Origin of the sequence: Citrobacter sp. RHBSTW-00599, from assembly GCF_013784065.1 — a bacterium.
Lineage (GTDB): Bacteria > Pseudomonadota > Gammaproteobacteria > Enterobacterales > Enterobacteriaceae > Citrobacter > Citrobacter braakii.
In genome coordinates this window covers 1,552,079-1,576,575 of record NZ_CP056717.1, presented here as the reverse complement: position 1 = coordinate 1,576,575, position 24,497 = coordinate 1,552,079, and the positions used below count along the sequence as shown (strand labels likewise).

Sequence of the window (24,497 nt, the reverse complement as noted above, 5' to 3'; positions counted from 1 at the left end):
TTCCGGCTCCTTACTTGAAGTGTTCGTCTGCGGCAGGTGCGCCGGTTTCTTTGTGCTGTTGAGCATTGTTGGTGCCCAGCGGAGCAGCTTCGCCCAGCGACTTGAACATTGCATCCAGCGCATCGCCAGAAAGCGCGTTGGCCACGATGTCGCCATGGACCTTAGCAACCGCATCGCGCTTGGATTTCTCTTCAGCGCGTGAATTGGCGGTCAGGGTGTCAGCGAGTTGCTTCTGGTTGGCCTGTAGCGCATCAACCTTTTCCGCAAGAGGCTTAATAGCCGCTTCAGTATTGGTCGCAACAGCCTGGCCGATCATGCTGCCGATTTGTTCCAGTTCTTCTTTGGTTAAAGGCATGTCGCCCTCCGTTTTGTGGTTTGGCGCAGGCTGTTCCTGCGGTGTGAATAGAGCTTTGAATTTGTTAGCGACGACCGCCACCCACGACTCCTGGCGCGCTACTGCGGTGCCGGTATCGTCGAAGGCGATAACGCCGCCCTCAGACTTGTAGCCAAACACCTCAGCGGTTCCGCCGTTACGGATGATTACCGCTTGCGAGTCAGTGAAGTCAGCTACCCAGGCGTATTCATCCGGTCCCGATGCAAACTTTGCTTTGGCTGCGCGGTCAAGACGCTGTTCGCGCTCACGGTAGGATTCACCCACCAACGCGCCTGAATTAGCCTTGAGCGGTTGGGCCAGATCGGCATTGACCATCAGGCCAACGCCCTGCTCAGGGGTGGCGGCTCCGACTTCGTGCAGCAGGATTGCGTCGTGGTCCATGCTGTGAATCTTCGCCACCCAGTCAGCACCGGTAGCGCGTTGTTGCTCGTTCGGTTCAAGCTGGTCGAGGAATGCGGCAACACTGGTATGAATCGGCGGAACGTCTTCACCGCGCTCAATGGCAGCGACACGCTCAAGAAGCTCCCTTCCACCTTCCGACTCGCTGGCACGGGCCACATCAACCCACTTTTCGAGGTAGATGCGATTACCGGACTTCTTAACGTTGCGGTTCCACGCGCCGATATGGCCCGCGTTAATCCCCTCCGGGGAGAAAGCAGACACGAACTGACCGTTAACCTGAGGGTGCCCAAGCGGTGCCAGGGTACCCTCCAGCCCCTTATAGTGGGCGTCGATTTGCTCTTGCGTGTACAAGCCGCCATTCATGACGACGTTCGCCGGCAGCGTGTAGCTCGGCAGCACCAGATGCTCACGCCCGTTGTATGTTTCGCGCCGGATAGACTGGCTGTTCACCTTCGTGGTGATATTGACCTGAATATGCTCACCATGTTTCGGCGCCGGGATTGGACGCTTTGCTTCGTGGTTTACCTGGAATTTCATGAGTTATTTCTCCGCCCAGGCGTAACCGCGCGCCTGCATCGATTTATATTCCTGTTTGAGTTTCGTGATAGTGTCCGGGTACTCTGGTTTACCGTCCGCATCCACCAGCACCGATTGCTGGCTGCATTTGCAGTTGATGGAGTTGCCATCTTTGCTGTACCAGTCACGCACTTCTTCATTGGTGTAGAGGTGGGCATGGCGCACTGCATGCGTATGCCGGGTTGTCGGTGAAAGCGCCGAGATATGGACCAGTAACGTTTTCAGGCCGAAGAGGTCATTCGCCTCCTGGTCCTCATCCCACTTAGCCCGGCGCAGAGCTGTAGTAACTTCAGTTCGCGCTATACGGTTAGCCCGGCGTTTCTCGATGCCGGTCTGGTCAGTCAGGTTGCGGGCAATATCCAGCGGATTAAGCCCGCGCCCCACTCCATCTGTCAGCACTCGGGCCATGTCTCGCTTAACGTCAGCCGTCAGCCCCTTCATTTCCTCAAATACACGCGCATGCACCAGCGCCATTCGTTGCTGATATGGGTCGCTTGCGAGGATGGACGCTAACGACTCACGACCAGCAGCGTACACCGGCGACTGCTGGCTGAGGTTGTAGAACGACTGCCCGGTCCCTTTCTCCGAAGCCAGATCGATATACTCGTAAAACCACAGGTCGTAATCGCCACCTTCAAGCAGCACCTGATCAACCAGGTAACTGGCATCGTTCAGGATGATGGAAAGTAGCGTTGGGTTTAGCTGGTATTCGTATCTGGCGTTTACTGCGAGGGAGGAAGGTATTTTGTCGAGTGCTGATTTGTACGCTTTGCCAATCTTATTCATCCGCCTGGCGAAATCTTTCATTGCCCGGCGTTCCAGCGCATCGGCCCCTGTCGGATCCTGATAATTACGCGGCAGAATCGGTGGCTTCGTCTTCTTCGTCGCCATCCTCTTCTCCTAAAGGCTCTTCGTCATCATTGTCATAGCCCGCAGCCGTGCGAATCTCTTCACGGGTGAACGCGGGTTCATCGCCGCTGCCCTGCATGGTCTGGTTAATCTCGCCCATGGCCTTGGCGTTAGTGAGCTTCTCAGTACCGGTCTGTTCGTTAAGGTCATCCCAGATAACTGCTTTCTGGCTGACGGCGTCGATGATTTGCAGGTCAATAAGCTTGTCGCAGAAGTCCTCTATCTCGAAAGCGAGGTCTATGCGGCGCGACTGACAACGAGCATTAAAGTATTTCTGGTCTTCGGTGCTGGAGCGTTCGGCCTGCTGGTTACCAACCAGGATGCGCGTGGGGATATCAACACCGGCGGCAGCGGTTTGCAGGTTGACGTTATAGGTCGCTGAAGGATCAGCTACAGCAGTCACCAGCGGTGTGACCGTGGCCCCTTGGGTTGTCATCAAAACATCGTTGCCACGGTTCATTTCCCCGGCAACTTCGTTAAACTTATCCTGCAACTCGTCAATGCTCACGCCATAAAGTGACGCAAGATTTTTGAAGTCGATTTCCTTCTCAAAGTTGACATTAAGCTGGCGAGCGGCGTTCTTCAGGAATGACTCACCAGACCCGCCCTCTACCTTCTCCAGGCTCACAAAGGCGTTATAAGCTGGCTCAAGGAAGCCAATAGCATCGTCTGAGTAATCACCAAGGATGAAAACGCGATCGGGGTGGATATTGACGCGGCGACTTGAACCATTCGGCAAGCGTTCGGCGTACTGCCACATTTTCGGCTGACCGTAAGTCTTCGAGTTCAGCCCAGTGTCCCACTCGCTCACCGTTAGCGATCCGGCCCACGCCACGGAAACCTTCTGCAACCCTCGCCCTTTGGTAACCGGAAGGTTCCAGTCTTTTTCATCGCGGACGTGCAGGAGGATGCCTGCATAACGACCGACAAGGCGACGGCGATCCGCCTCAGCGAATGAGCGCCAGAACCGGTTGGTGAATACCTGTTTGGACTTCTTCTCCCAAGCTGTCTCATCCTTGCTCTCGTCGGCATCGTCACCCTCGATGATTTCCGGGTTATTCTGCCAGCATTTGCCCACCAGCTTCTCAACGGCACCGTGAGCGATACCACCGCGACGGTACAGGGCATAAAGGTTTTCGTAGGTTACCTGCTCAGGGAAGCCATACTCGCACCATGCAGAATGGCGCTTATTGTCCAGCCCCATTGTTGGTGCCATCAGCCCCATTCGGGCGCGCGCCATCCGCGCATCGTTCAACGCATGGTTGACGGCGAGAGTTAATTGGTCAGTCATGGTTTGTCCGTTAGCGATTTTTAGGTGGCGGCAATACTTTTCCTGATTTGGCTGTTCGTGTTGGCTGATATCCGCTCAAAGGTTTAGGCTTGCGCCTGGGAGGAATAGGAGCAGCATGACCTGTCCAGCTCATCACAATCACAAACGCCACTATAAGAAGCGCAACGAGCGACGCTATTAAGGTCATGTTGCATCCTTTACTTGGATTTATGGCAATAAAAAAGGCCGCCTAGGCGACCTATCTTTGTTTGGTTTTGTTATTCGACCTCACACTCTTCCATGTATGCGTAGTTGAGAGAGTCATTCTTGAGCGTTGAAAGCTTTTCTTCTGCTTTTTCTTCAGAGGAGTAGACACCTTCGATAGCTTCCGACGATTCGTACGGAGTGCCTGAGATTACAACCCATACTTTCATGTGAAGATCCTACTTTCCAAAGCAGTCCATCATCACAGCAGCTTCGTGAAACTTTTGCGCCTCAGTCTGCGCAACGTCAGGAAGAACAGGGAAACTCGCCTGCTTAATTTTCTCAAACGGCAGAAAGTAATCGCGATTTAAAGTTTCTTCACCATTTTCATCAATCACGGTGAATGAGATGCGAACAGTATTGTTAATCTTTGCTTTGCTCATACACAACCTCGTCTTAGTTGCTCGTCAATGTAGGAGTGGCAGGCGGTGACGATGCCGCTCTTCGGGAGCTACCCTAGCCACCTATTACTCAGTTTAACGCCCTTGCAGGCGCTTTGGAATCATCATCCCTGCCATCTTGCCCTTGCGCTTAATGTGACCGTCGAGGCTGTAGCGGATACCGTCCCAGCAGTGCTCATAGCCATCGGCTAGCTTAGGTAACACCTCGCCGGTGATGCGGTCCGTTTTGTACGACCACATGCGAGCCTCACGCGCCACGTTCTTGCAACGCGGGTGGATAATGATTTCGTCGAAACCGCGAAGATGGGCGATACCGTCCTCAACGCTCCCCTGCCATTTCTCGGCAGCTGAGATGTTGAATCCCTGCCGCTTGAGATAGCTAATCGTCTCGGGTCGAGCGGAGTCAGCCTTGATGGGCCAGTCACGCGATCCGGGAATTGTGTCGTATAGCTCTGGCATGTGGTCGAGCTCTGTCTGCTGACCGTATGCCTCGTATTCGATGTACAGCCGGTTGTGCAGGATGAACGAACGCACCAGTGCGTTAGGGTCTTTGGCGAAACCGAAGTCAGCACCGAAGAACAATCGTTCGGCCTCTTTCCATAGTTGGTCCGAGAACTCAGCGATCCGGTATTTACCGGCCAACACCTGCTTATCAGAGTTTTCGAGGTAAGCGCCTTCCCACACCCACGCGTATGTTGCCGGGTCAAGACGGCGCTGATCGTTCTGTCGCTCACCTTCCAGCACGTCAGGGAACCACGGATTATCCGTATAGTTCATCTCAACGGTGATGCAGTCGTCGCCAACTTCTTTGCGGAAACGCTTGTCCGTGGCGCTACCGTCGCGCTCCGGGTTCCACGTTACCCAAATCTCTGATCCTTCTTCACGAACGGTCGGGTTCAGCTTCTGCCAGGCTATTTCGCTGACTGATTCAGCCTCGTCCACCCAGCAGAGTAGGATGCGCGCTTTCGATTTGATGCTGTCGAGGTTATGCCGCAGACCGCAAAAGACATAGTTAACGCTCTTGTCAATGGTGCGGATGTATTTCTCGCCGATGTCAAAGTTGGAAGCCAGCCATGGAACAGACAGGATCGCCTGCTTCACTTCCTGCATGCTCGACTCTTCCAGCGAGTTCATGAACTCACGTGCGCAGAGCACTACGCCGCTCTCACCGTTCATCATCGACTGATACGCCTTTACGGCAGTCATCAGTGCGAAGGTGCGCGTCTTGGCGCTGCCACGTCCACCGTGCGAGCACCGGTAACGCTTATTCACGGCAGTGAACAATGGCGCAAGCTTAGCGGGGATCGGCAGTTGAACGGCTTCACTCATGCTTTCGGCTCAACGGGGAGTAGCTGGATGATGGTCGGCTTCGGAGTCATTGTCCCGTCCGGGCTGGTGTGCTCGACCTTCTGTTTGTTGCTGTACGCATCCCCGCACTCTTTGGCGGCCTGCTCCATAATGGAGGCCGCCAGCGCCATGTTTCGCATGCTCTCGGCTTTGGTCATCATCCGGTCAAGCGCACGGAGACGATAGGCTTTGTTGGCGATCGGGATGTCGCTTAATTCGGTCTGAAAGCGCTTACGGGTTTCGTGAAATAACTCAACCCACTTCTGAGCCAGCCCCCTGCCGTTCGCTTTCGTCGGGTCGTGGGATTCGACCTGCTGACGAGTGATGCTCAGGCCAAATTCTTTTTTGACCGACTCAACCACCTGGGATGGAGTATCGAAGCAGGCAAGAGACTGAACGATGAAGGCTTTGACCTCACCTTTCAGTGTCGCCATAGATTACCTGCCTGTCATAATCAGTCATATTGTTAGGCCAGCTTTAACATGCATGTACCGCATGACCTGGCTATATCGATGTGAGCCACTTCTGCAGGCGCATTGGCCGCATCAACGAGCTCCTGTACTTCTTTGCTGGCACCGTATCGACGTACGACACCAGTGAATTCTTCGACGTCGTGGCCGCGCAGTGTTAGCACTGGTTGACCGGTCTCTTTGTTGAATTTAGGCGCGCCGAAGTCATCTGTGGCCTGGGCAATATGGTAAAGCTCATGCTCTACCAGAGCGCAGAATTCGAGGTCACTGCATTGTGAGCAGTAATCGGCTGCCAGCGTAATGATGAACTTCGGGATGCGCCCGAACCATTCATACATCTGTTGTTCCATTCTGGCTTTCTGCCAACCACCGGCGCGGAGCATTACCTGTTCGGCCTGACCGAGAACGTAGCGCCCCTTCTTAGCGAACGAGTCAGATGCCCACATGAAGCAGAGATCAGCATCAAGAAGGTGTCCATGGTCGGGGTTATGGATGCTGCCGGTATCGCTTAGGATTTGCAGGTTTATCCACTCGTGAACCTCATTGGCGGGGATAAGCCTGGTGTATGGCTGCCAGTTTTCGGAGTCGATGAAGTTAACTGGCGGATATGGCCTGCGATCGTCATCATTAGCCATGTGCAACTCCGTTTATTCGAACACTATTTAATGTGATTTACTCCTCATGATTTGCTCAAAATCACTAAATAATTCCTACTTTTAGTCGATTATTAAAGAGTTTTCATAAGGAGGATCCATGGGTATTGAAGAGAATTTGCTCGAGACACTGTTAAAGAATGATGTTTTCCATAACGAGGACGGAAAAGTATCAGGCATTGCCAAGCTTGCTATCGACAAAGGATATGCAACTTTATCACCGGCACAAAAGAGAGTATTACAACCGTTTATGAGTCATGGTTGTGAGGGTTATACCGATCCTGGTGGACATCACAACGGTTGCGGAAAAGTTCTGGAAGGTGCAGAGCTTGATGAGGCTTATGAACACACATGGGAGCATGGCGGCTTACTCTGCGAAGACTGTCGCGAACAAAGTGGTTATGACGATTACCGTCGTGAGAAATTTATGAAAGACTAAGATTTCGGCCTATCTCACGGTAGGCCTTTTAACTTCTTGCCGTTCTTTACTCATTTTATTCTTCTAATGACTGTTCGGCCTGCTCTGCCGGTACTGGCGTGAACTGCACGCGCTTCACATCGGCAGGTGCGAAATACAGCCACTCTCCCGTCTCGGTCGCCAGCGGCATAAAACCATTCACCAGCTCAGGCTGACGTCGTGACATCTTGCCCGTGAAGGTTTCGCCTGTTTGGGTGGTTAACGTGATTTGGTAGATGTCGGACATTGAGGGCCTCTTTATCCGCTCTTGAGGATATTTGGTTGATTATCCGTTGCAGGGGATATTGCCATTACGATGAGTCTGCCCATGGTAATGGTAACAAAAAACCGCCCTTAGGCGGTTAATCTGAAAGACCAAATTTCTTTTTTGCGTAGGATTTTAGAAGCTCGACACCTACTTCCTTCATGACAGCAAGCGGTTCGTTACTTATCTCTTTCAATCGTGCAAAAACATCTTTACTGTCAAGCGCTGTAGCAAAATCTTGACCGTCTGTAGTTAGTCTAATGTCCACGTCAATCGCTGCCATACCACCTAAGTGATACATGTACCCCAAACGTCTAGGATCACGTGTTTCCATATTCCTGTTGCTTATAAAACCCTGCTCAATCAATTGCATGTAGTGAAACATCCCCTTCTCAGAACCAATGTCATATCCAGCTTCGTTAAGCTGAATGGTGGTAATGAATGTGCTTTCTGAGTTGAGGAATACAGAGAGCATTCCTTTTAAGTATTCAAGATCTGTTCGCATTATTATCTCCTTATCCGAAAATAATAATGTACTAAACTTTGAGAAGATTTTATGGCGATCATATCAATTTAATGGATATGTCATACATTGCGTCTTGAGGTAGTCCTGCAAATAGCCGACCTGCTTCGTCACTGTGACGATTCGCTCTCTGAGGGTGAAATAATCCCGTTGAGCGGCGTCTGTAAGTCGGGGGCCGGAAGCATCGCCCAGGCTGCCGGTGCTGGCCGTTCCGTTCGCGGGACATCTGGCGTTGACGCGCAACCCACACTTGCCATCACTAACGCAACGCTGCAAATCATCAAGCTGCTTTTTCGCATCAGCTAAGTCCTGAGTGTATTTGGCATCCAGTGCTGCGACATCACGCTGGCGGGTCTGCATGTCTTTGATGGTGGATTTCGCTAGGCTGAGCTGCTCAGTGGCTTTATCGCGTTGGTCTTTATAGGTAATGGCGTTGTCGCGATAGTGGTTCATAAAGAACGCCAACACGCTGATTACCGCCACCACAAGCAGTTGCAACCAGTAACTCCTTACCAGTGTGCCAATCACGATAGAAACAGAGCGCGCTCCGCCTCACGCCGACGGGTAAGCCCATTCAGGACTTTTCCACCAGCTTTATTCCAGCGCAGAAATTCATCTGCAGCTCCCTTCATATCTCCATCATTCAGCTTTCTCAGAAGAGTAGATGTTGATAGTGCTCGTGACCCGACGTTATAAGCGAATGAAACCAGGGCATCGAACTGTCCCTGAGTTAATTTAACCTTTGTCATTTTGAGAACGTCATTCTCATAGCTCACCAGGCCAGTTTTTAACAGACGATCAGCAGTTTCCTGCTTAATAGTCATTCCAGGCTTAATTGGCTTTCCATCTACATGATGAGTCCACCCATAGCCAATGGTCCATGGAGCACCACCAGTTCCAGGATCTGGATATGCAGTAAGACTGCACCCCTCGAAATCCTTAATATTTTTTATTCCTTTCTCACTGGTTTGCATTTTTCATCCCCGTCAGACGTTCCCAGAAGTACGTCAGTGCAACGGAGCCCATTGCCCCGCTAATTCCTGACGTAACCAGAATCATGTAAAGGCTAAGCCCGCTTTCAACGCTGATCAGGCCACCAATGAGACCGGTAAAGCCGGATACTGCGATTTGCGCCAGCGCGTTGATCCAGCTCCAGGTGGCTTTGTTCTGCTTCACGTCAATAAGGTATCGGACCAGTCCGCCCCAGCATGACAGAGCAAGGACAATCAGCCATGACACTCCGGCAATGCTTTCTTTATCTTGCATACGTTTAGCCATATCACCTCCGAAGTAACGGGGTGCTGTGTGTTTGTAGGAAAAAGGCCGTCAGACTCTGATAGCTACGTGGCATCTGAAAGTGATATCTGCGACCTGCAATAAAAAAGCCAGCGGCGCGGCTGGCAAGATGAGGGTAGTGCGTTGAGCTTTCGCTCTTATGGTCCTGGTAGGAATTTGGCGGCAGATGACGGAATTGAACCAACAAACTAGAGCCCCAGAAGCACTAGCCACCACCTGGTGAATCTGCCAAACGGAAAGAGCACTCCCAGCTTAAGGGTGAATTCAAGAGCGGCTGCGCAACCACTTGGAATGCTCTTACCTGTTATGCAGATACAAAAAAAGCCACCGTAGCAACTTAAGAGTCACTAACGGCAGCTTACCTACTAATTATGGCTAAATGGATAATGCAATGTCAAGACTTTTAAATGCAATATGTTTAACTTTATCTACACGTTTGCGGTTTTTAAAAGCATCTTGCATTGGCTGATACAGAACAAAGAGCGATGCACGGAGGATTTCATCAATCTCATTTCTGCAAGTTGACAGAGACGGACGACGCCAACTTTCCCCGCTTCTGCCAGCCATTTTGCGAGGCTTTGCGGTAGCGTGATAGTAAGATGCAATGGCTCTCTTGGACGACCCGTGAGAGTAGTAGCTAAGCAGAATGCCAAAGGCCTTTGTGTCGATGCGCATAACGGAATCTACGACCTGAGAAATCAACATTCCGTCATCGTCATTACACATTGGCCTGGTCATTACCCGAGATGGTTCGACTCTTTCCATGAATTGAGCTATTACGCTGCTCATTCGCTTTTCCAGTCGGCCTGAATATACCCATGCCCCCCACAATTCAAGATGCCCATTAAGCCAGTCATGCTGATCCTTGGTTAAATTCAGCTCTCTTACTGCCATTCTGGCCTCCTGTATAACCGGTAAAATTGACGAAGAATGATGTAGTTGTCTGGAAAGGTTCTGCCGCGCGGTAATAGCTGAAGTCGAACCCACCTGATGCGGAGCGCTTCGATGATTTCCTGCTTCATGCCGCTTCACCTCTTACTCTCTGCAGGTCTTTCAGCTTATGCTGATATTCAGACTTGATCGCCTTGCACTCTTCTACAGTCCAGCGATGGCGATGATGGTCAGACTCGATTTCATCTACATCCGCCTGCCCTATACGGTCGATGAGCGTCACGCGATAAGGAACGAGGTTCCCGCTCTTGTGCTGATTGCACACGACACATTGTTTATGGATATTGCGTTCATCAAATCGGAGTTGAGGTGCCGCAGCAGTCGTCCGGTAGTGACCGGCATCCCACTGAGCAGACGTGAACGTTCCGCACGAGATACAGGGTAAGTCGCGGTCTCTTTCTCTGATGAAGGCGTTTACTGCTTGTTGGGCTTGTTTAATCCAGTAACTGCGGGGCTTTAAGGCGAGCTTTCGAATCTTGAGTTTGTCTTTCTGCTGTTGTTCCTCTCGTCGTCGTTTCTTGTCTGCGGTTTTCTCTGCTTTTTCACGCTCTTTGCTTCGTCGTTCGAGCGCTATCTTCGTTCCACAATCTGCGCAGCACCACCACTGATTGGCAAATGCTGGATGGAACCACTCACGGCACTCTTCGTTTTTGCACCGTCGCCTCGGTTGCTTAGCCATTTTCTTCTCCCTGAACCTGTACCAGCGTTAGGTTTCCGCAGAACACTGCGCCAGTGTCGATGTACATCTGGTTGGCGTATTTCAGTGGCTGGCGGGCTGGAGTGTGACCGAAGATAAACAGATCGGCGCCGGTTATTTCGTGGTGATTCCCATCCTGAGAACTGGAGATCCGCTCCCTGTTCCAGATTACCTGATGAGCATCAATATCCTTGCCGAACTCATAAACTCCGGAAGGATAGTCTGCATGGCAGACAACCACCTTCTTATCACCGGTAATCAGTTCGATTACGAGTGGCAACTCTGCGGCTTTATGTACCAGAGCTTTCGCCAGCACCTCCTTGTCATAGTCAAGGTTGAAGAACCAACCACCACCATTCATCAGCCAGTGATTGACGTTGCCAAACTCAGACAGGCCGTCGATCATCATCTGCTCGTGATTGCCACGTACAGCGCGGAACCATGGCATCATGATCAACTCAAGGCATTCGACGTTTTCAGCTCCGCGGTCGACCAGGTCACCAACGGAGATCAGCAGGTCTTTCGCCGTGTCGAATTTCAGCTCATCAAGCCGGTTCATCAGATTGGTGTAGCAACCATGCAGATCGCCAGCTACCCATATGTTTCGCCAGTTTGAACCGTCTATTTTTTCATAAACATTCACGCAGTTCTCCTCCTCGCCTTAACGCGTAACCAGCGCTTGGCTATAAGTGGATAGGTCGGGTCGTAGCTTTTTACTTCGGATGCCGTGGGGATCGGCTTGGGTTTGTTTCGACTTCGTTTGGTGGGAGTGAATATCAGATTATCCAGTGCAATTTGAGTTGTGCTTTTTAGCTTCACTCGTTCTGCCTCCGTTGTAATTCCCGGTACTCGCAACTTTCAGGGATGGTCAGTCGCAATCCCTTCTGGTTAGCCCACTGGTCAATGTCGGTTAGGTATTTGTGCATCTCTCCGATATCCAGTCTCCGGGTTGATTTAACGTACCTGGTCATTCCTGAAATGGTTACCGGCTTAGCTGGGCAATACATATCCTTGAGCCACTCGTGAACCTCCTCATCGGAAAAGCGCTCTGAGCCGACAGCAGTTAGTTGCTCTGCTATTTCAGAGTTCCATTTCCAGAGGAGGCTATTTTGTGATAGTGAACGACGTTCGCGATACTCAGATATTTTTATGCGCCAGCGTTTGCCGGTAGAGAGGATTTCTTTGAGAAGTGACCAGAGTTGAGCTTTATTTGTTTCGTGCAGGATAAACTCTTGCACTCATTACCTCCTGCGCGGCTTTGCGTTCTGCTGCGGATTTAGGCATTACTGTTTAACTCCCTGCTCAGTATTCTTCAGGTCGTTTTCGGCAAAGAGGATTGACGTTCTGGCGGAGCGTAACCGAGCTTTGGCGTTCTTCTCTTCGCGCTCGAGATTGGCTACGGACTCGCGCAACTCATCGCGCTTTGCGTAGAGTGATTTAATCTCAAATACAATGTTTTCAGCGTTCCGCGCGCGGTCAAGAATCACCTCGAACGGATCAAGCATTGACCCGCACTGGCGGCAAACAAGCGTGCGATTGGCTTCAGATATTTGCGTCTGGCTATGTTTGCAGTATTTCTGACCGGTACTTTTTCTATCAGTCACAACGACGTTTAGAAGTTTTTCCTCTTCCGATTTTGGTTGTACCAGTTGGATGACGTTATCGCTGTTATCGTCCATCATTCCTCCTGCTGCGGTGCTGCTGGATATGCGCTACCAATCTGTCCTGGCTCGTTACTTCCTGTGCAAACATTCCTGTGGTCATTGGCGCGAGGGCAGCGTTTGTTTCCACAGTCAGGGCAAACGACAAATCGCATGTCACTCATCGTTACGGGGCGGCAAGTGCGACACCAACCATCCGGAGTTGCCGGAGAGTTGCCAGCCTGAAGCATGGCGGCGCGGCATGCGTTCCATCCTCCTCGATAAGTGTCATCGAAGTTGTCTTCCATCATGAATCTACGCCTGTACTCTTCTCGGGTTAGTTCGGCTGGAATAAATCTAGGCGCTGGCTGTGCGGTGTAGAGTGGCTGTCGTTCAAAACAATCAGACGGGTTACACTCATCCTCGCTATCGAAAAGTTTCCACTCTGTGGTGAATGGATAGCCATTTTCTTCTGTCTTTGGCGTATGCACATAACGATAACGCCACGCCACAGGCTCAGCACTAAACGCTGCAATCGCCCCATTAATCACCTTCACAGCGTCAGCCATTGCGTAGCCGAGATTACCGCCGTCGCTTTGTGCTGCTGCTTTGCTGAGTATTTCGCTTATCTGGTGCAGGCGATCGAGTGATACATGACCGTGCGCCGGGTGGTTGTTAGTTGTCATGGGTTAGTCCTCAAGATTACGCGGTGCTCCGCGATATTGTGGTGCTGGAGTATGCTTCGGAACAGCAATGGCATGCTTCATAAGTTCTTTCCAGGTCTCTGCGTTATTGCGAAGCCATCTACCATCGTTATCGTCAAAGAATCCTTTAGCGACAGAGTGAGATAATGGCTCTGCGACATCACACGGAACCGCCATCGTCTGTACGCCATTGTTGTAGTATCCGAGGTTAGATAGCACATGACTTTCAGCGTAACGACCTGCCGTGTGGCAACGGCACCGGTATCCGCTATCGTCTGCTGCCCACAGCGTGATATACGGGTCACCGCGCTGGGTGTGTACTGTGCTTAGAATGAAATATTCACGCTCCATGCTCACTCCCCCTTCACGCCAATGCCAGCGGTGCTTGCTGATTCTTCATATGCGCGTTTAGCAGCGTTAAGTATTGCTGCCAGTGGCGTATATCCGCCGTCCATTCGAATTGTGTTGTGGATGGCGGCTATCGTGTCACGCAGTTTGCTGTGGCTCGCAGAAAGTTCATCTATGCGCTTCTCTGCGGCCTCCAGTGCTTTCTCTGCTCTGTCTGCACGCTCGCCTTCCGATTCAGCTAATCCGTGGTAATGCCACTTTTCAGCCTCGTATGTGCTGGCGTAACCTTTTTCTTTCTCCAGATCATCCAGCAGCTCCAGCACGGTGGCAGGATTTGCCACCTGCACAAACTCTCTGTTTTCCTTCGCGTCTGGACCTTCAAAGTGCGCGATGATAAATCCGGCGTTAGCCTGGTCGTCAGAACTGCAAATAGCCTCCCAACCATCACCAGACTCTTTAATCCATTCGCCTGCGCTTGCTGACCGCGCCTTACTCCGCAACGCCTGCTTGTTGAGTGCTGTCATTGGGCTGCTCCTTTTACTCGTTGATTCCACTCATCCCTAACCTCTGAATAAAAAATATGACAGTCATTACCAGGCCCGGCATATTTGCTACCGGATTGAGCGCGGCATGAACCGCAGCGGACGAAATAGAATCGACCGCCAGAGCCATATTCTGGATGATCTGCTTCACTGGCTACATGCGCTACGCCGCCACAAAATGGGCATGGGAGTAGATTGCTCATAGCGCGGCTCCTTTGCGAATGCATTCTTGTAAATATTTGACATGGTTTAGCCAGTAACCTCCGGCATCATTCCAGCCGTTGCAGTATTGAGTCGCACTTGCACCGGGATTTCCTGAGAAGTCATATGGTAAATATTGCGGAACCGGCCTTCCCCACGCATCAAGTGAGTTAGGGATAAAAGCACCTGGAGATGTGTCAACATGGCATGACGTTGACTTAATTTTTTCCAGGATATTTTTGCATTCGTTTAACTCACTCACTTCAGACGCCAGCTCCCTGCACTTGCTCTCGGCGTTAGCGAGCTGTACTTCAATGTCTGTTTCTGCTGCTTGCCATGCCCACCATGCAACCTGCATATCCCAGGCCATGTACTCGCCGTCAGAGTTTTTGCATACCCGGTAATCAATCAAGTCGCCGAAGCGAGCCTTAATGGCTTGCTCAAATTTTTCTCTGCTAGTCATAATCCTACCCTCATAAAAAAGGCCCGCATTCGGGCCTGTTAAATTAATCTGCATTCATACGGGTAAATTTCCAGAATGGAGTCACCCCATGCACACTCGTAATACTCAACTTCACCATCTGAATAAACGATATCGCTCACTTCAAGCTGAGCACCTTTTTGTGGGTGATCTCTTCTGTCGCTGAAATCATCGGTCATCTCTACTTTCACAATTTCCTCCAGCCATAAAAAAGGCCGACTATCACGGCCACGCTTGCAGATAGCTCTGCTATGTAAGGTTCAGTCATGTCATGCTTTCCCTAACTTTTCCCATGTCTTCAAGGCGTCACCGGATTCTCCATTAATCAACGCTATGATTTCCTCCGGATTCTCCTTCACCTGAATTCGCTCACCAGATCGCATTTTCACGTAAGTTATTCCTGCTGGAGTAAGGCTTTCGATGTGCTCTACAAAAATGTAAATGGGCTCATAAACAGTTTCTGGCTCCCATCCATACTTGCCTTGCTTCTCTATCGTGCACTGCTGGCTTAATTTGATGATGTTCATGCTCGCTTCACTCCGAATGTCTTAACCAATGCCGACTCCATGCGACCTACACAGGAGCGTATACGGGCTATCTCTGTCTCTGGAAACATGCTGGAGGCCATCTGTTCAAGTGCGCCTTTAAGTGGCTTGCTATCAACCTTTTCGATACGCGCCAGAGCAAAGGCTTTGAGCGACTGCTTGATGCTGCGACCGTCTACGCGAGCACATGCCCGCCATAATTCGGCGTGGAGAATGGTTTCAGGGAATTCCGGATATTCAGCTTCGATGATTTCCCGGGTATTACGTGCTTCTTTGAAGCTCATACGTCTGCTCCTTTGGCATAACGTTTTCCAGTTGAAGGCTTGCTGGTTGAAATCATGCGAGCCTCATCCTGATCACATGGCATGAAGTGACCGTTAACGAATCGCTGGTAAACAGTACCAAGCGAACCAAACCGGTTTTTGGTAACGATGATTTCTGCAAATTTCGCCGCGGGGCTGTGCTCGTCATACACCGCTTCTCGATAGAGCATGATGATGCTGTCTGCGTCCTGCTCAATGCTGCCGGAGTCGCGCAGGTCAGCGTTGGTTGGACGCTTGTTTGGGCGCTTCTCAACGTCACGTGACAGCTGGCTCAATGAGATGACCGGGCTCTTCAAATCCTTCGCCATGGCTTTCAGGCTGCCGGAGATATGCGCGATCGCCAGGTCGTTACGGTCTGCTTTCGGCTTGGATATCAGGCCGAGGTAGTCAACCAGGATAAGCGACAGTGACGGGTGCTCCTGCTTGTGGCGTTCGGCGATGCTGCGGATCTCTTCGACGGTCAACTTCGACGCATCAACCATCCACACATCCAGGTCTTTCAAGTGGCAAATAGCGCTGAACACCCGCGCCCAACCCTCGTCGTCCATGTTGGCCGGATTACGCAGAACGCTGACGGACATGTTTTCTCGACCGGCAATGCTGCGCTCGGCGATTTGGAGGTTGCTCATCTCCATGCTGAAAATCAGCACACCGCGCAAGCTGTCAGTGCCGGGCATTGGTCGACTGGCCACACCCTCTGCAATCTTCAACGCCAGCTCTGTCTTGCCCATACCAGGCCGCGCCGCGATAATCACCAGGTCTTCCGCGTTCATGCCGCCGGTAATGGCGTCCAGTTCGTCGATACCGGTCTTCATGGTGTCTGACTCGTCGCCATTTTTAAGCCGGCTCTCCAGCGTATCGGCGTAATCATTCAGCACTTCGCCGAGCCTTACCGGGCGAACTTCTGTTTTTGGCTTCCTGATGGTACTCAGGCGACGCATTAGCTCGTCCATTGCTGATGCTGCACCGTCCAGAGTTCCGTTGCTCACGTCGCCGCGTAGCTCGTCTATGGCATGCAGGAACAATCGTCGCTGATACTGGTCAGCAAGCATATCGGCGTAACCAGAGAGGTTTGCAGCGCTTGGGCATGCTCTGGCGGTCATCATCACATCGGTAGCATGTTCATCGCCGCACTCCTCAGCGACCATCAGAGCGTCAATCAGGTTGCGATTTCTGGCTTGTTTGCGGATCACCTCAAAGGCTTTCCGGTAGAGCGGGATGGTGAATGCGTCAGCTTCCATCCGGGCTAGAACGTCACTTGCCGCCGGGGTCAGTCCGCCGAGAAGTAAACCGCCAATCACGCTGGCCTCGATATCCTGTCTCATAGTGTTCCCTCACGAATTGCCACCAGAACTTTCGGGCGTAGCAGGTAATCAAAATTTGCTACCCAGTCACGATCGTTATCACCGAAATGGAATGGTCTGGCAGCTGCCATGAACGCTTTCACATAGGCGCGGAATCCGTCGATGTTTTTGGTAGCAAGAGAGTTAACCAGTTTGCGAATTTTTCGCTTCCGCTCTTCGTTGGCTTCCACTGCGTGAGGCAATCTCTCCCCTGCAATCTCGTTGTAGGCGGACAGGTATTCGTCGTAATCGAAATTAACTGGTTTTCGCTTTTCAGGTTTAACCGGTCCGCGGTCATCGCAAGATGACTGTGTGTTTTCTTTCTTTTCTTTCTTTTGAATAGTTTCTTTTGTGTTTAGCTGAGTTGGCTTATGGGCATTAGCTAAGTTGGCTAATGTTTTATTAGCTGTTTTGGCTAATGATTCGCTAACTTGGCTAATCTCAAAATTCCACTCAGAAATCACCTTATTTACGCCAATTGCCTGACCGTTTGTCACGATGATGTTCATGGCGATCATCTCGTTCTTGGCCTTACAAACATGCGTGTGGTGAATGCCGGTCATCATCGCTATCTGAGTATTGGTAATGCGGTCGAACTTTTTACCGAACCCGTAAGTTTTTCGAATCACCGCCAGAACAACCTTCAGCTGGCGAGCCGTTAAATCGGCAGCCATTACCGCTTCCAGCAGCTCATTAGCGATGCGGGTATACCCATCATCGAGATCTGCCACCTGACGCTCCACGGCCGCCAGAATCGGCCTGATTGGTGTAACTGTTGCTAGGTTACTCATGACCGTTCTCCTTACGCTTTAATTCTTCCAGAATGGCTCTCAGCTTTACGCCGACAGCCGGGTTACATGATTTGATGAACCGGTCACGAGTAATATTTTTGTGTACTGACACCTGGTAAAAACGAGTTTTCTTAGGCATAATTACTCCTGTGAATTGATCCAGTTAATTCCAATTGAAGGCCGCTTCTGTTCCAGCAGAGCGGCTTTCGTCATTTTTAAATGACATCATCACGCCTCCAGGTATTCGCCTTTAGCTTCCATCCGGCGCTTAAACACGATGGCGAGCAGAATTGACATGTTCGGCAGCAAGTTTTCACGCCAGCGGCTTACCGTTGATTTGTTAACTCCAGCTTCATGAGCAATATCGGTGATACCAATATCTGCCATCTCTCTCTGTAGCCACGACTCTATGCGTCGGGCTTCTACATTGTTGCGTGCTGTTAAGGTTTCCATTTGGTAAATTCCTTTGGTGTTGAAATAGTTAAATACGTGCGCACCATGCGATGCGCTTTTGTAGTTTTCCTCAGCTTCTGAGGGGCTGATTTTTAAAGAGCGGTGATCCTTAGGCAGTAAAAATGCCCGGGTACAGCACTTCCTTTGACAGACCGGTTACTTCTTCATACTTACGCATTTTGGTAACCGGGAGGCTTCCGCCTCGCTTTTTAAGCATGTTGATGGCCTGAGGAGTGACCCCCACCTTTTCGGCGAGGATTTTCTGGGAACCACCTACAGCACTGATAGCCATGTCAAGAGGAGTAACAGTCTTCGCTTTGTTGATCATGTCTTACTCCAGTTAACGTTAATCAACACCATGTTAATTCATGTCGTGGATTAAATCAACATCATGGTGATGGAAAAAATACACATCATGTTTACCATGGGGAGTAAGCGGAGGTTTTTATGAGTGGCATAGCAGAAAGAATCAGGTATTTACTTACCAGAGAAGGAATGAAACAAAAGGATTTGGCTGAGCAGCTTTCTGCGAGTGCGCAGACTGTTAACAACTGGATTAAGCGCGACTCAATTAGCCGTGAGGCTGCTCAGCAAATTTCAGAAAAGTATGGATATTCTTTGGATTGGCTTCTAAATGGTAAAGGCGCTCCAAAAATATCTGATGATCCCGGGATTCCGCCTGAGTCTGAATGGGGAACCGTGGATGCATGGGACAAGAACACGCCACTACCAGATGATGAGGTCGAAGTGCCGTTCCTTAAGGATATCGAGTTTGCATGTGGTGATGGGCGTGTACATAGCGAAGATCACAACGGGTTTAAGCTGAGATTTTCAAAAGCGACATTGCGTCGCGTTGGAGCCAATAGTGATGGTTCTGGCGTCTTATGCTTCCCAGCAACGGGTGACAGCATGGAACCAGTGATACCAGATGGTACTACCGTTGCTGTAGACACAAACAACAAACGCATAGTTGATGGAAAGTTGTATGCTATCGCTCAGCCAGGCGGCGGAGACGACAAGTTGAAGCGCATAAAACAGCTATATCGCAATCCCGGCGGCATGTTAACTATACGCAGCTTTAACCGTGAAGATGAGACGGCGAACGAGGCCGATGTGGAAATCATTGGTCGCGTGTTTTGGTACTCGGTGTTGCTGTAGTGTCCTGATGAGATGTTTTGGGGATTCCAGAAAATATCAAAATGCGAGCTTAAGCCTTTACTATTTTTGTAAATTAAACACAGCAAGGATGTTCCATGAAAAAAATATTAGCAATATTCCTCGTTTCCATCGGCTTATCAGGGTGCGCTCAGAAGGTTGACCCACAAATTGCAGCTCAAGCGCAGCAACCAGTTTACTGCCAGGGCAAAGATCAGTGCGACGCATACTGGTCAAGAGCAAAAGCATGGATAGCCATGAACTCTGGGTGGAAAATTCAAATGGCTGACGAAACGGTTATCTCAACATATAGCCCAGTCGGTAACAGTGCAGTCCTCGGCTATCAGGTAGTTAAGACACCACTTGGTGGTGATAAAAGCGAAATAGTAGTTCAAACGGCATGTGCGAATATGTTTGGGTGCATCCCGGGCGCAGCTGAGCAGACAGCAAAACTGAAGAACTACATTAAAGCGCAATAGCTCCTGGCATCTACAAGTCAGAAAAAAATTATATTTTATCCGGCCATAGAGCCGGGTTTTTATTGACTGCCGATCCCCATGATCACCACCATACCATCAAGTGCAACTTACTGATTATTATAGTAACGCGTTATTGGCGCGACCATTTGCCAGCCAGATGGTCACCACCCGATCCCTACTCCTTCGGTAGACTCAGAACATCAATAGCCAGCTCTACAGCAAGGTCCACATTCTCCTCCTGCCATAGCACCTGAATCATTTCGATCAGCGCCTCTCTGGTTGGCTCACGCTGCTCAACCAGCACCTGCATCACCGCTATACCCAGCACCTCAACCACCTGTGGGTGTAGTTCAGCAAAAAACTCATCCTGTTTTTTCATGCCCACCTCGCTGATGTTTTTTCTAACTTACTCCTCATTTGATAAAAAATAAATCAACATAAAAATCAACAGAAAGGAATAAAATACACAGAAATAATCCACACGGTGTTGACTAACAAATCCACATGATGTTTAATTAACCCATCGAAACGAAACATCGATGCGGCAACAAGAGTTACTCGCCGCGCCAGACAGGAAGTCAGGCTGCTCATTAAAAATTTAGTCCTCAGAATCTGAGGCCAAAGAGAGTTCTTTGGGGTGTGGTGAAGTGCAGTCCATCGAGACAAGTCGAAGATAAGCATCGACCGCCACAACACCAAAGAACTCACAAGGGGAACCATCATGAACAGAAATCAGGCGCGTCGCCTTGCGGCGTTCAATGCAAAGAAAGCAGCTGAGAAACATTTCGCTAATCGCATTGGTGAAATTCTTAGCGGATGTCCTTCACGAGTAGACCGCGCCACTTCGCTCGGTAGTCTGCGTGACAGCAATACAGGCGGATCTGCATGTTTGCCAGATGTGGCTTTGTACGCAGCGGGTCATCGTAAATCCGGGCAGATTACAGCGCGGTAAATCTACTCCACTTATTTAGAGGTGAGGCAATGGCTATTAAAGAAGCTAGGACTATCGAATGGCTGGATTGCGCTCGGTGTGGCACTTCGCCGGTTAATGTGACAACTTCCGCTCCGGTTGGAATGATTCACTTTAACGACGCGGCAGAATGTCCAGCATGCGGACTTAAAGGTCACGCCGAGGTTGACGGTCCTGAAGAAGCTTATGTTGTTTGGGATGATTTTTAATCATGTTCAGAAATCAGACGGGTCGCTTAGGCGGCCTTTTTATTAGCTCAAGAGGGTAAGGCGATGGAAACTAAGCAGGTTCAGCTATCTGGTAAATGTGTTCTGAAGATAGACACCATCAAAGGCAGCAGCTCTATCGAAATACCAAAAGTTAATCTCAGCGGCGTAAACAACGCCGACGCTTTGCTTAACGAAGTGTTCCATTTCGGAATCATGCGGCATGGCAAAAACAAGCTCCGAGAGATGTTTGAAGAGAAGCTCGATGGCTACGGTGAAGAATACGAAAACCAAGGCCTCACCTACGAATAGACCCGCTCCGGCGGGTTTTCATATCTCTCCGCATTCAATGAGTGTGGGTAGATATGAAAGCAGTATTTAACGTTCTGGAGATGATTATGAGCAACAAAGAATGTGAATCAGCCTTCCCGACAAGTGAAGAGAATCACGAAAAATTATGGTCGTCACCCGGCATGACGTTGCGTGACTACTTCGCTGCGAAAGCGATGCAGGCAATGATTAGTAATTCGTCGATTATCGATAATGATTCTGATGGTGCTGTTAATTATGCAGCAAGCGCTGCATATAAGTTTGCAGACGAAATGCTCCGCGCCCGGGAGGAATCATGACAGTCACCCATAACGGCAAGCAGTACCACGCATCAAAACTCAACGACAACGAGTGGCAACTCTCATCCGTCGATAAACCTCGCGAGAAAATCACAATGACCCGCTGGCAGATGCACATTGCCGGGTTATTGCAGCAGGTGGAGGGTAAATCATGAGCCTACATCATTACGGAACACAGGAAGTTAACCGTGGCGCTGTTCAGCCCGGAATGCTGGTTAAGCACAAAGATGCGACGTGGACAGCATCAGCACATAAGCGCGGGAAGCTGTACCTTCACCGCGGCTGTGAGCGCACTTATACGAAAGAATTGCTCGTTGAGGTTTACCTTAGCGGGCTCGGTGGTGGATTGAGTCACTGAGGGATAGGTATGTGTAATTGCATGAAAGATATTGGTGAAAAACTTCATGAAAGGTTAATGGAAAAGGTTCCTGACGGATCTGAGGTGAGCAAGGGATTTGACACCGGATGGGAGAATTCATGGCTTAACTTTTTATCTGGGAAAGTGGTTGTGATGATGAAATATAAATTGGCTTATCGCATTAAAAAGAAAAACGGAGAAATGGCTAAAAACCTAACCCGCAGTGAAGCCGCAATTTCCATGAATTTCTGCCCTTTCTGCGGCGAAAAGCAAGACTCCAAATAACCACTCTAACACTCACTACCCATACTCGTCCGGCTATCGCAGACGGACAGCGCACAACCAAATTTCAGGAGAGACCATGAGCGAAGTAACGGATTTAGTCGTTATCGAAAAATCGAGCGCAATGGCTGTATTCACCAATAACGAGCAGCTCGATCCCATCATTGAAAAAATTGAGAAAGAAGCTCGCAGCCTGGTTCCGGATGTATCAACCAAGAAAGGTCGTGATGCTATCGCGTCAATGGCTCACAAGGTCGCGCGTTCAAAAACATACATCGACAACGCCGGTAAGGACCTTGTAGCAGAGCTGAAAGCACTGCCAAAGCAGATTGATGAGAGTCGCCGCATTGTTCGTGAGCGTCTGGACGCGCTGAAAGATGAAGTACGCCGTCCACTAACAGAGTGGGAGGCAGAACAGGAACGAATTAAGGCAGAGGAAGCCGCCAAGATTAAAGCTGAGGAAGACCGGAAGAAATTGGAATCCGATCATGAAATTGCTTTGCTGATGAACGACGCATTCGACCGTGAATTGGCAGAGAAGAAAGCGGAAGAAGAGCGCCAGCGAATTGCTCATGAAGAAGAGTTAAAGCGTCAGGCAGCAGAACAGGCCAAGCGCGAAGCCGAAGAGAAAGCTGCGGCTGAACTGGCGGCAGCGAAGAAACGCGAAGAGGATGCGATTGCAGCAAAAGCTCAGGCTGAATTACTGGCTAAGCAAGCACAAGAACGCGCAGAGCAGGAAGCTAAAGACGCCGCGGCGAAAGCTGAAGCAGAGAAGAAAGCCGCCATCGCTGCCGAACAGCGCAAAGCTCAGGAAGAAGCTGATCGCATTAAGCGTGAAGCTGAGCAGAAAGAAGCGGCGCGACTGGCTGAAGAGAAACGCATCGCTGATGAGAAGGCAGCGCGTGAAGCAGATGTTAAGCACCGCAAGGCCGTTGGCACTGAAATCGTTAACGCACTCACCGCTAACACCAGTATCTCACGCGACCAGTCTATCGAAGTCCTGAAGGCGCTTATGGATGGCCTGGTACCGAGAACACAAATTAACTACTGAGGTGCATATGAAACTGAAACTTAAATATGACCACGCTCATGGATATCTAGACAGCCAGCGCAATCAGGTATTGGAGCTTGATGGTGTGACGCTTGATGGGACAGTAGACACACGAGAAGTTCTCCCACAACTGGACGGCGCTGTGGTACTCGAATGGCTTACTGAGCAGGGTTATGTAATCACACATCAGGAGCAAGCGGCATGAGCGTTGCAGAGCGATGGGATGATGATGCTTTCATCCGGCTGATGGCTGATGTGATCGGCGACGTGGAATCAGAAGACGACGAGCCGGTCAACCTGGATGCTGAGCGACAGAATCCGATTATCAGCATGCCAGAATTTGCGGGGGATTTTACATGAATCTGGATCAGTTAGATGCGCCATTTGCCAGTGAAGATATTGAATGGCGCATTCAGCAGGCGGGGAAAAATAATAACGGAATCTGGGCAAAAGTGCTGGCCTACGTAACCAACAGAGCAATCATGAAGCGCCTGGATGAGGTGTGTGGGAAGGCTGGCTGGCGTAACGAGTATCGCGATATTCCAAACAATGGCGGAGTTGAGTGCGGTATTTCCATCAAAGTTGATGGCGAGTGGATCACCAAGTGGGACGCAGCCGAAAACACGCAGGTAGAAGCAGTTAAGGGTGGGCGCTCAGGAGCTATGAAGCGGGCAGCTGTCCAGTGGGGTATCGGGCGTTACCTCTACAACCTGGAGGAAGGCTTCGCTATTGTATCGGCACAGCGGGCACCAGGATTCCATTACGCCAAGTCAAAAGAGGATGGCGTGTTTTACTGGAAACCGCCTGCCCTTCCAGCCTGGGCATTACCTGACGGATCAGTTGTTCATCAGCCAGAACCGCAGTCACCAGAGCAAATCAACGAGTCAGAACCACCTCAAGACGTGGATGCTGACAAGGTGCTCGCCGATTTCTCCCAATATGCCAGCAAAGAAAACGACGGCGTGAAATTGAAAGCTCGTTATGAAGAAACGTGGAAGTTGTTAAGCGGATTTGCTGAGCATCAGGCTAAATGCAAAGACGTTACCGGCATTCGAATCAGAGAACTAAAACAGGCGGCATAACCGCCTCTCCTATCTAACAGCGGGCGGCATCGCCGTTAT

46 protein-coding genes and 1 tRNA gene are annotated in these 24,497 nt (G+C 50.4%); 14 read left to right on the top strand and 33 right to left on the bottom strand.

Features of this window, described 5'->3' with window-relative positions; genetic code table 11:
• Positions 1-10: 10 nt before the first annotated feature.
• The 8 genes from HV243_RS07565 to HV243_RS07530 form a co-directional block, all read right to left on the bottom strand.
• The gene (locus HV243_RS07565) at positions 11-1,333 is read right to left on the bottom strand and encodes a hypothetical protein (protein ID WP_249415226.1); all 1,323 of its coding nucleotides are present in this window, start codon (positions 1,331-1,333) and stop codon (positions 11-13) included.
• Positions 1,334-1,336: 3 nt separating this feature from the next.
• The gene (locus HV243_RS07560; RefSeq protein WP_016245429.1) at positions 1,337-2,263 is read right to left on the bottom strand and encodes a phage minor head protein; all 927 of its coding nucleotides are present in this window, start codon (positions 2,261-2,263) and stop codon (positions 1,337-1,339) included.
• On the bottom strand, positions 2,223-3,572 hold the full coding sequence (locus HV243_RS07555) for a phage portal protein (protein ID WP_181603967.1): 1,350 nt from the start codon (positions 3,570-3,572) through the stop codon (positions 2,223-2,225). Before HV243_RS07555 ends, HV243_RS07560 begins: the two co-directional genes overlap by 41 nt.
• A gap of 257 nt (positions 3,573-3,829) precedes the next feature.
• Positions 3,830-3,985, bottom strand: a complete 156-nt coding sequence (locus tag HV243_RS07550; RefSeq protein WP_154816550.1) for a hypothetical protein — start codon at positions 3,983-3,985, stop codon at positions 3,830-3,832.
• 9 nt (positions 3,986-3,994) lie between these two features.
• On the bottom strand, positions 3,995-4,198 hold the full coding sequence (locus HV243_RS07545; protein WP_049134535.1) for a hypothetical protein: 204 nt from the start codon (positions 4,196-4,198) through the stop codon (positions 3,995-3,997).
• Positions 4,199-4,291: 93 nt separating this feature from the next.
• A complete protein-coding gene (locus HV243_RS07540; RefSeq protein ID WP_181603966.1) occupies positions 4,292-5,545 on the bottom strand; it encodes a phage terminase large subunit in 1,254 nt (417 codons plus the stop codon).
• Positions 5,542-5,997 carry a DUF2280 domain-containing protein gene (locus tag HV243_RS07535; protein WP_181603965.1) on the bottom strand — a complete coding sequence of 152 codons (456 nt, stop codon included), beginning with the start codon at positions 5,995-5,997 and terminating at the stop codon, positions 5,542-5,544. Before HV243_RS07535 ends, HV243_RS07540 begins: the two co-directional genes overlap by 4 nt.
• 32 nt (positions 5,998-6,029) lie before the next feature.
• Positions 6,030-6,668, bottom strand: a complete 639-nt coding sequence (locus HV243_RS07530) for a putative metallopeptidase (protein WP_181603964.1) — start codon at positions 6,666-6,668, stop codon at positions 6,030-6,032.
• Between the two features lie 118 nt (positions 6,669-6,786).
• Here HV243_RS07530 and HV243_RS07525 point away from each other — a divergent pair, with 118 nt between their 5' ends.
• Positions 6,787-7,125 carry a hypothetical protein gene (locus HV243_RS07525; protein ID WP_044865783.1) on the top strand — a complete coding sequence of 113 codons (339 nt, stop codon included), beginning with the start codon at positions 6,787-6,789 and terminating at the stop codon, positions 7,123-7,125.
• A gap of 55 nt (positions 7,126-7,180) precedes the next feature.
• On the opposite strand, the gene HV243_RS07520 is transcribed toward HV243_RS07525, so the two are convergent.
• The 24 genes from HV243_RS07520 to HV243_RS07395 form a co-directional block, all read right to left on the bottom strand.
• Complete coding sequence (locus HV243_RS07520) at positions 7,181-7,390, bottom strand: hypothetical protein (protein WP_181603963.1); 210 nt, start codon at positions 7,388-7,390, stop codon at positions 7,181-7,183.
• A 115-nt stretch (positions 7,391-7,505) separates the two neighbouring features.
• Positions 7,506-7,913 carry a hypothetical protein gene (locus HV243_RS07515; RefSeq protein ID WP_181603962.1) on the bottom strand — a complete coding sequence of 136 codons (408 nt, stop codon included), beginning with the start codon at positions 7,911-7,913 and terminating at the stop codon, positions 7,506-7,508.
• Positions 7,914-7,976: 63 nt separating this feature from the next.
• Positions 7,977-8,459 carry a lysis protein gene (locus HV243_RS07510; protein ID WP_275943335.1) on the bottom strand — a complete coding sequence of 161 codons (483 nt, stop codon included), beginning with the start codon at positions 8,457-8,459 and terminating at the stop codon, positions 7,977-7,979.
• Positions 8,456-8,905, bottom strand: a complete 450-nt coding sequence (locus HV243_RS07505; RefSeq protein WP_181603961.1) for a lysozyme — start codon at positions 8,903-8,905, stop codon at positions 8,456-8,458. The genes HV243_RS07510 and HV243_RS07505 overlap by 4 nt, the downstream gene beginning before the upstream one ends.
• Positions 8,892-9,197 carry a phage holin family protein gene (locus HV243_RS07500; protein WP_122008274.1) on the bottom strand — a complete coding sequence of 102 codons (306 nt, stop codon included), beginning with the start codon at positions 9,195-9,197 and terminating at the stop codon, positions 8,892-8,894. The genes HV243_RS07505 and HV243_RS07500 overlap by 14 nt, the downstream gene beginning before the upstream one ends.
• A gap of 187 nt (positions 9,198-9,384) precedes the next feature.
• Positions 9,385-9,457 (bottom strand) — tRNA-Gln (locus HV243_RS07495).
• A 145-nt stretch (positions 9,458-9,602) separates the two neighbouring features.
• Complete coding sequence (locus HV243_RS07490) at positions 9,603-10,121, bottom strand: antiterminator Q family protein (protein ID WP_181603960.1); 519 nt, start codon at positions 10,119-10,121, stop codon at positions 9,603-9,605.
• 124 nt (positions 10,122-10,245) lie between these two features.
• Entirely contained in the window at positions 10,246-10,857 is a 612-nt protein-coding gene (locus tag HV243_RS07480) for a recombination protein NinG (RefSeq protein WP_181603825.1), read from the bottom strand.
• Positions 10,850-11,518 (bottom strand): metallophosphoesterase, encoded by a 669-nt coding sequence (locus HV243_RS07475; RefSeq protein ID WP_181603826.1) that lies wholly within the window; start codon positions 11,516-11,518, stop codon positions 10,850-10,852. Before HV243_RS07475 ends, HV243_RS07480 begins: the two co-directional genes overlap by 8 nt.
• Positions 11,515-11,694: a NinE family protein gene (locus HV243_RS07470; RefSeq protein WP_149330424.1), complete on the bottom strand. Its 180-nt coding sequence runs from the start codon at positions 11,692-11,694 to the stop codon at positions 11,515-11,517. Before HV243_RS07470 ends, HV243_RS07475 begins: the two co-directional genes overlap by 4 nt.
• On the bottom strand, positions 11,691-12,113 hold the full coding sequence (locus HV243_RS07465) for a hypothetical protein (RefSeq protein ID WP_149330423.1): 423 nt from the start codon (positions 12,111-12,113) through the stop codon (positions 11,691-11,693). The genes HV243_RS07470 and HV243_RS07465 overlap by 4 nt, the downstream gene beginning before the upstream one ends.
• A gap of 45 nt (positions 12,114-12,158) precedes the next feature.
• Positions 12,159-12,554, bottom strand: a complete 396-nt coding sequence (locus HV243_RS07460) for a hypothetical protein (protein WP_129252502.1) — start codon at positions 12,552-12,554, stop codon at positions 12,159-12,161.
• Positions 12,554-13,201, bottom strand: coding sequence for a hypothetical protein (locus tag HV243_RS07455; RefSeq protein ID WP_181603959.1), 648 nt, complete (start codon positions 13,199-13,201; stop codon positions 12,554-12,556). Before HV243_RS07455 ends, HV243_RS07460 begins: the two co-directional genes overlap by 1 nt.
• Positions 13,202-13,204: 3 nt before the next feature.
• The gene (locus HV243_RS07450) at positions 13,205-13,570 is read right to left on the bottom strand and encodes a hypothetical protein (protein WP_053389143.1); all 366 of its coding nucleotides are present in this window, start codon (positions 13,568-13,570) and stop codon (positions 13,205-13,207) included.
• A gap of 2 nt (positions 13,571-13,572) precedes the next feature.
• Positions 13,573-14,091, bottom strand: coding sequence for an ead/Ea22-like family protein (locus HV243_RS07445; protein WP_072161041.1), 519 nt, complete (start codon positions 14,089-14,091; stop codon positions 13,573-13,575).
• A gap of 217 nt (positions 14,092-14,308) precedes the next feature.
• On the bottom strand, positions 14,309-14,773 hold the full coding sequence (locus tag HV243_RS07435; protein WP_181603958.1) for a hypothetical protein: 465 nt from the start codon (positions 14,771-14,773) through the stop codon (positions 14,309-14,311).
• A gap of 38 nt (positions 14,774-14,811) precedes the next feature.
• Positions 14,812-14,982 (bottom strand): hypothetical protein, encoded by a 171-nt coding sequence (locus HV243_RS07430; protein WP_181603957.1) that lies wholly within the window; start codon positions 14,980-14,982, stop codon positions 14,812-14,814.
• A gap of 78 nt (positions 14,983-15,060) precedes the next feature.
• Positions 15,061-15,318 carry a hypothetical protein gene (locus tag HV243_RS07425; protein ID WP_181603829.1) on the bottom strand — a complete coding sequence of 86 codons (258 nt, stop codon included), beginning with the start codon at positions 15,316-15,318 and terminating at the stop codon, positions 15,061-15,063.
• Positions 15,315-15,620, bottom strand: coding sequence for a hypothetical protein (locus tag HV243_RS07420; protein ID WP_181603956.1), 306 nt, complete (start codon positions 15,618-15,620; stop codon positions 15,315-15,317). The genes HV243_RS07425 and HV243_RS07420 overlap by 4 nt, the downstream gene beginning before the upstream one ends.
• The gene (locus tag HV243_RS07415) at positions 15,617-16,984 is read right to left on the bottom strand and encodes a replicative DNA helicase (protein ID WP_181603955.1); all 1,368 of its coding nucleotides are present in this window, start codon (positions 16,982-16,984) and stop codon (positions 15,617-15,619) included. The genes HV243_RS07420 and HV243_RS07415 overlap by 4 nt, the downstream gene beginning before the upstream one ends.
• Positions 16,981-17,793, bottom strand: coding sequence for a replication protein (locus HV243_RS07410; protein ID WP_149330415.1), 813 nt, complete (start codon positions 17,791-17,793; stop codon positions 16,981-16,983). Before HV243_RS07410 ends, HV243_RS07415 begins: the two co-directional genes overlap by 4 nt.
• Complete coding sequence (locus tag HV243_RS07405) at positions 17,786-17,932, bottom strand: DUF2740 family protein (RefSeq protein ID WP_108451101.1); 147 nt, start codon at positions 17,930-17,932, stop codon at positions 17,786-17,788. The genes HV243_RS07410 and HV243_RS07405 overlap by 8 nt, the downstream gene beginning before the upstream one ends.
• A gap of 89 nt (positions 17,933-18,021) precedes the next feature.
• The gene (locus tag HV243_RS07400; protein ID WP_149330414.1) at positions 18,022-18,246 is read right to left on the bottom strand and encodes a CII family transcriptional regulator; all 225 of its coding nucleotides are present in this window, start codon (positions 18,244-18,246) and stop codon (positions 18,022-18,024) included.
• Positions 18,247-18,355: 109 nt separating this feature from the next.
• Entirely contained in the window at positions 18,356-18,574 is a 219-nt protein-coding gene (locus HV243_RS07395; protein ID WP_071685406.1) for a helix-turn-helix domain-containing protein, read from the bottom strand.
• Positions 18,575-18,693: 119 nt separating this feature from the next.
• Between HV243_RS07395 and HV243_RS07390 the strand changes: the two genes are divergently transcribed.
• Positions 18,694-19,404 (top strand): S24 family peptidase, encoded by a 711-nt coding sequence (locus HV243_RS07390; RefSeq protein WP_149330413.1) that lies wholly within the window; start codon positions 18,694-18,696, stop codon positions 19,402-19,404.
• Positions 19,405-19,499: 95 nt separating this feature from the next.
• Entirely contained in the window at positions 19,500-19,880 is a 381-nt protein-coding gene (locus HV243_RS07385; protein ID WP_249360727.1) for a hypothetical protein, read from the top strand.
• Between the two features lie 175 nt (positions 19,881-20,055).
• Here HV243_RS07385 and HV243_RS07380 read toward each other — a convergent pair whose 3' ends face one another.
• Positions 20,056-20,259, bottom strand: coding sequence for a hypothetical protein (locus tag HV243_RS07380; RefSeq protein WP_149330412.1), 204 nt, complete (start codon positions 20,257-20,259; stop codon positions 20,056-20,058).
• Positions 20,260-20,601: 342 nt separating this feature from the next.
• On the opposite strand from HV243_RS07380, the gene HV243_RS07375 reads away from it, so the two are divergent.
• From HV243_RS07375 to HV243_RS07330, 11 genes are all read left to right on the top strand, one after another.
• Positions 20,602-20,832: a hypothetical protein gene (locus HV243_RS07375; RefSeq protein ID WP_149330411.1), complete on the top strand. Its 231-nt coding sequence runs from the start codon at positions 20,602-20,604 to the stop codon at positions 20,830-20,832.
• A gap of 29 nt (positions 20,833-20,861) precedes the next feature.
• Positions 20,862-21,059: a hypothetical protein gene (locus HV243_RS07370; protein WP_181603954.1), complete on the top strand. Its 198-nt coding sequence runs from the start codon at positions 20,862-20,864 to the stop codon at positions 21,057-21,059.
• A gap of 63 nt (positions 21,060-21,122) precedes the next feature.
• On the top strand, positions 21,123-21,368 hold the full coding sequence (locus HV243_RS07365) for a hypothetical protein (RefSeq protein ID WP_181603953.1): 246 nt from the start codon (positions 21,123-21,125) through the stop codon (positions 21,366-21,368).
• Positions 21,369-21,454: 86 nt separating this feature from the next.
• Positions 21,455-21,685 carry a hypothetical protein gene (locus tag HV243_RS07360; protein WP_146037511.1) on the top strand — a complete coding sequence of 77 codons (231 nt, stop codon included), beginning with the start codon at positions 21,455-21,457 and terminating at the stop codon, positions 21,683-21,685.
• Positions 21,682-21,840: a hypothetical protein gene (locus HV243_RS07355; protein WP_181603836.1), complete on the top strand. Its 159-nt coding sequence runs from the start codon at positions 21,682-21,684 to the stop codon at positions 21,838-21,840. Before HV243_RS07360 ends, HV243_RS07355 begins: the two co-directional genes overlap by 4 nt.
• A complete protein-coding gene (locus HV243_RS25505) occupies positions 21,837-22,043 on the top strand; it encodes a phage encoded cell division inhibitor protein (RefSeq protein WP_047500189.1) in 207 nt (68 codons plus the stop codon). The genes HV243_RS07355 and HV243_RS25505 overlap by 4 nt, the downstream gene beginning before the upstream one ends.
• Before the next feature lie 21 nt (positions 22,044-22,064).
• Positions 22,065-22,328 carry a hypothetical protein gene (locus HV243_RS07350; protein WP_249415218.1) on the top strand — a complete coding sequence of 88 codons (264 nt, stop codon included), beginning with the start codon at positions 22,065-22,067 and terminating at the stop codon, positions 22,326-22,328.
• Positions 22,329-22,404: 76 nt separating this feature from the next.
• Positions 22,405-23,376: a hypothetical protein gene (locus HV243_RS07345; protein ID WP_053389158.1), complete on the top strand. Its 972-nt coding sequence runs from the start codon at positions 22,405-22,407 to the stop codon at positions 23,374-23,376.
• A gap of 7 nt (positions 23,377-23,383) precedes the next feature.
• Positions 23,384-23,581 (top strand): hypothetical protein, encoded by a 198-nt coding sequence (locus HV243_RS07340; protein WP_048211027.1) that lies wholly within the window; start codon positions 23,384-23,386, stop codon positions 23,579-23,581.
• Positions 23,578-23,736 carry a hypothetical protein gene (locus tag HV243_RS07335; protein WP_181603952.1) on the top strand — a complete coding sequence of 53 codons (159 nt, stop codon included), beginning with the start codon at positions 23,578-23,580 and terminating at the stop codon, positions 23,734-23,736. Before HV243_RS07340 ends, HV243_RS07335 begins: the two co-directional genes overlap by 4 nt.
• Positions 23,733-24,458 (top strand): Rad52/Rad22 family DNA repair protein, encoded by a 726-nt coding sequence (locus tag HV243_RS07330; protein WP_053389159.1) that lies wholly within the window; start codon positions 23,733-23,735, stop codon positions 24,456-24,458. Before HV243_RS07335 ends, HV243_RS07330 begins: the two co-directional genes overlap by 4 nt.
• Positions 24,459-24,497 lie beyond the last annotated feature (39 nt).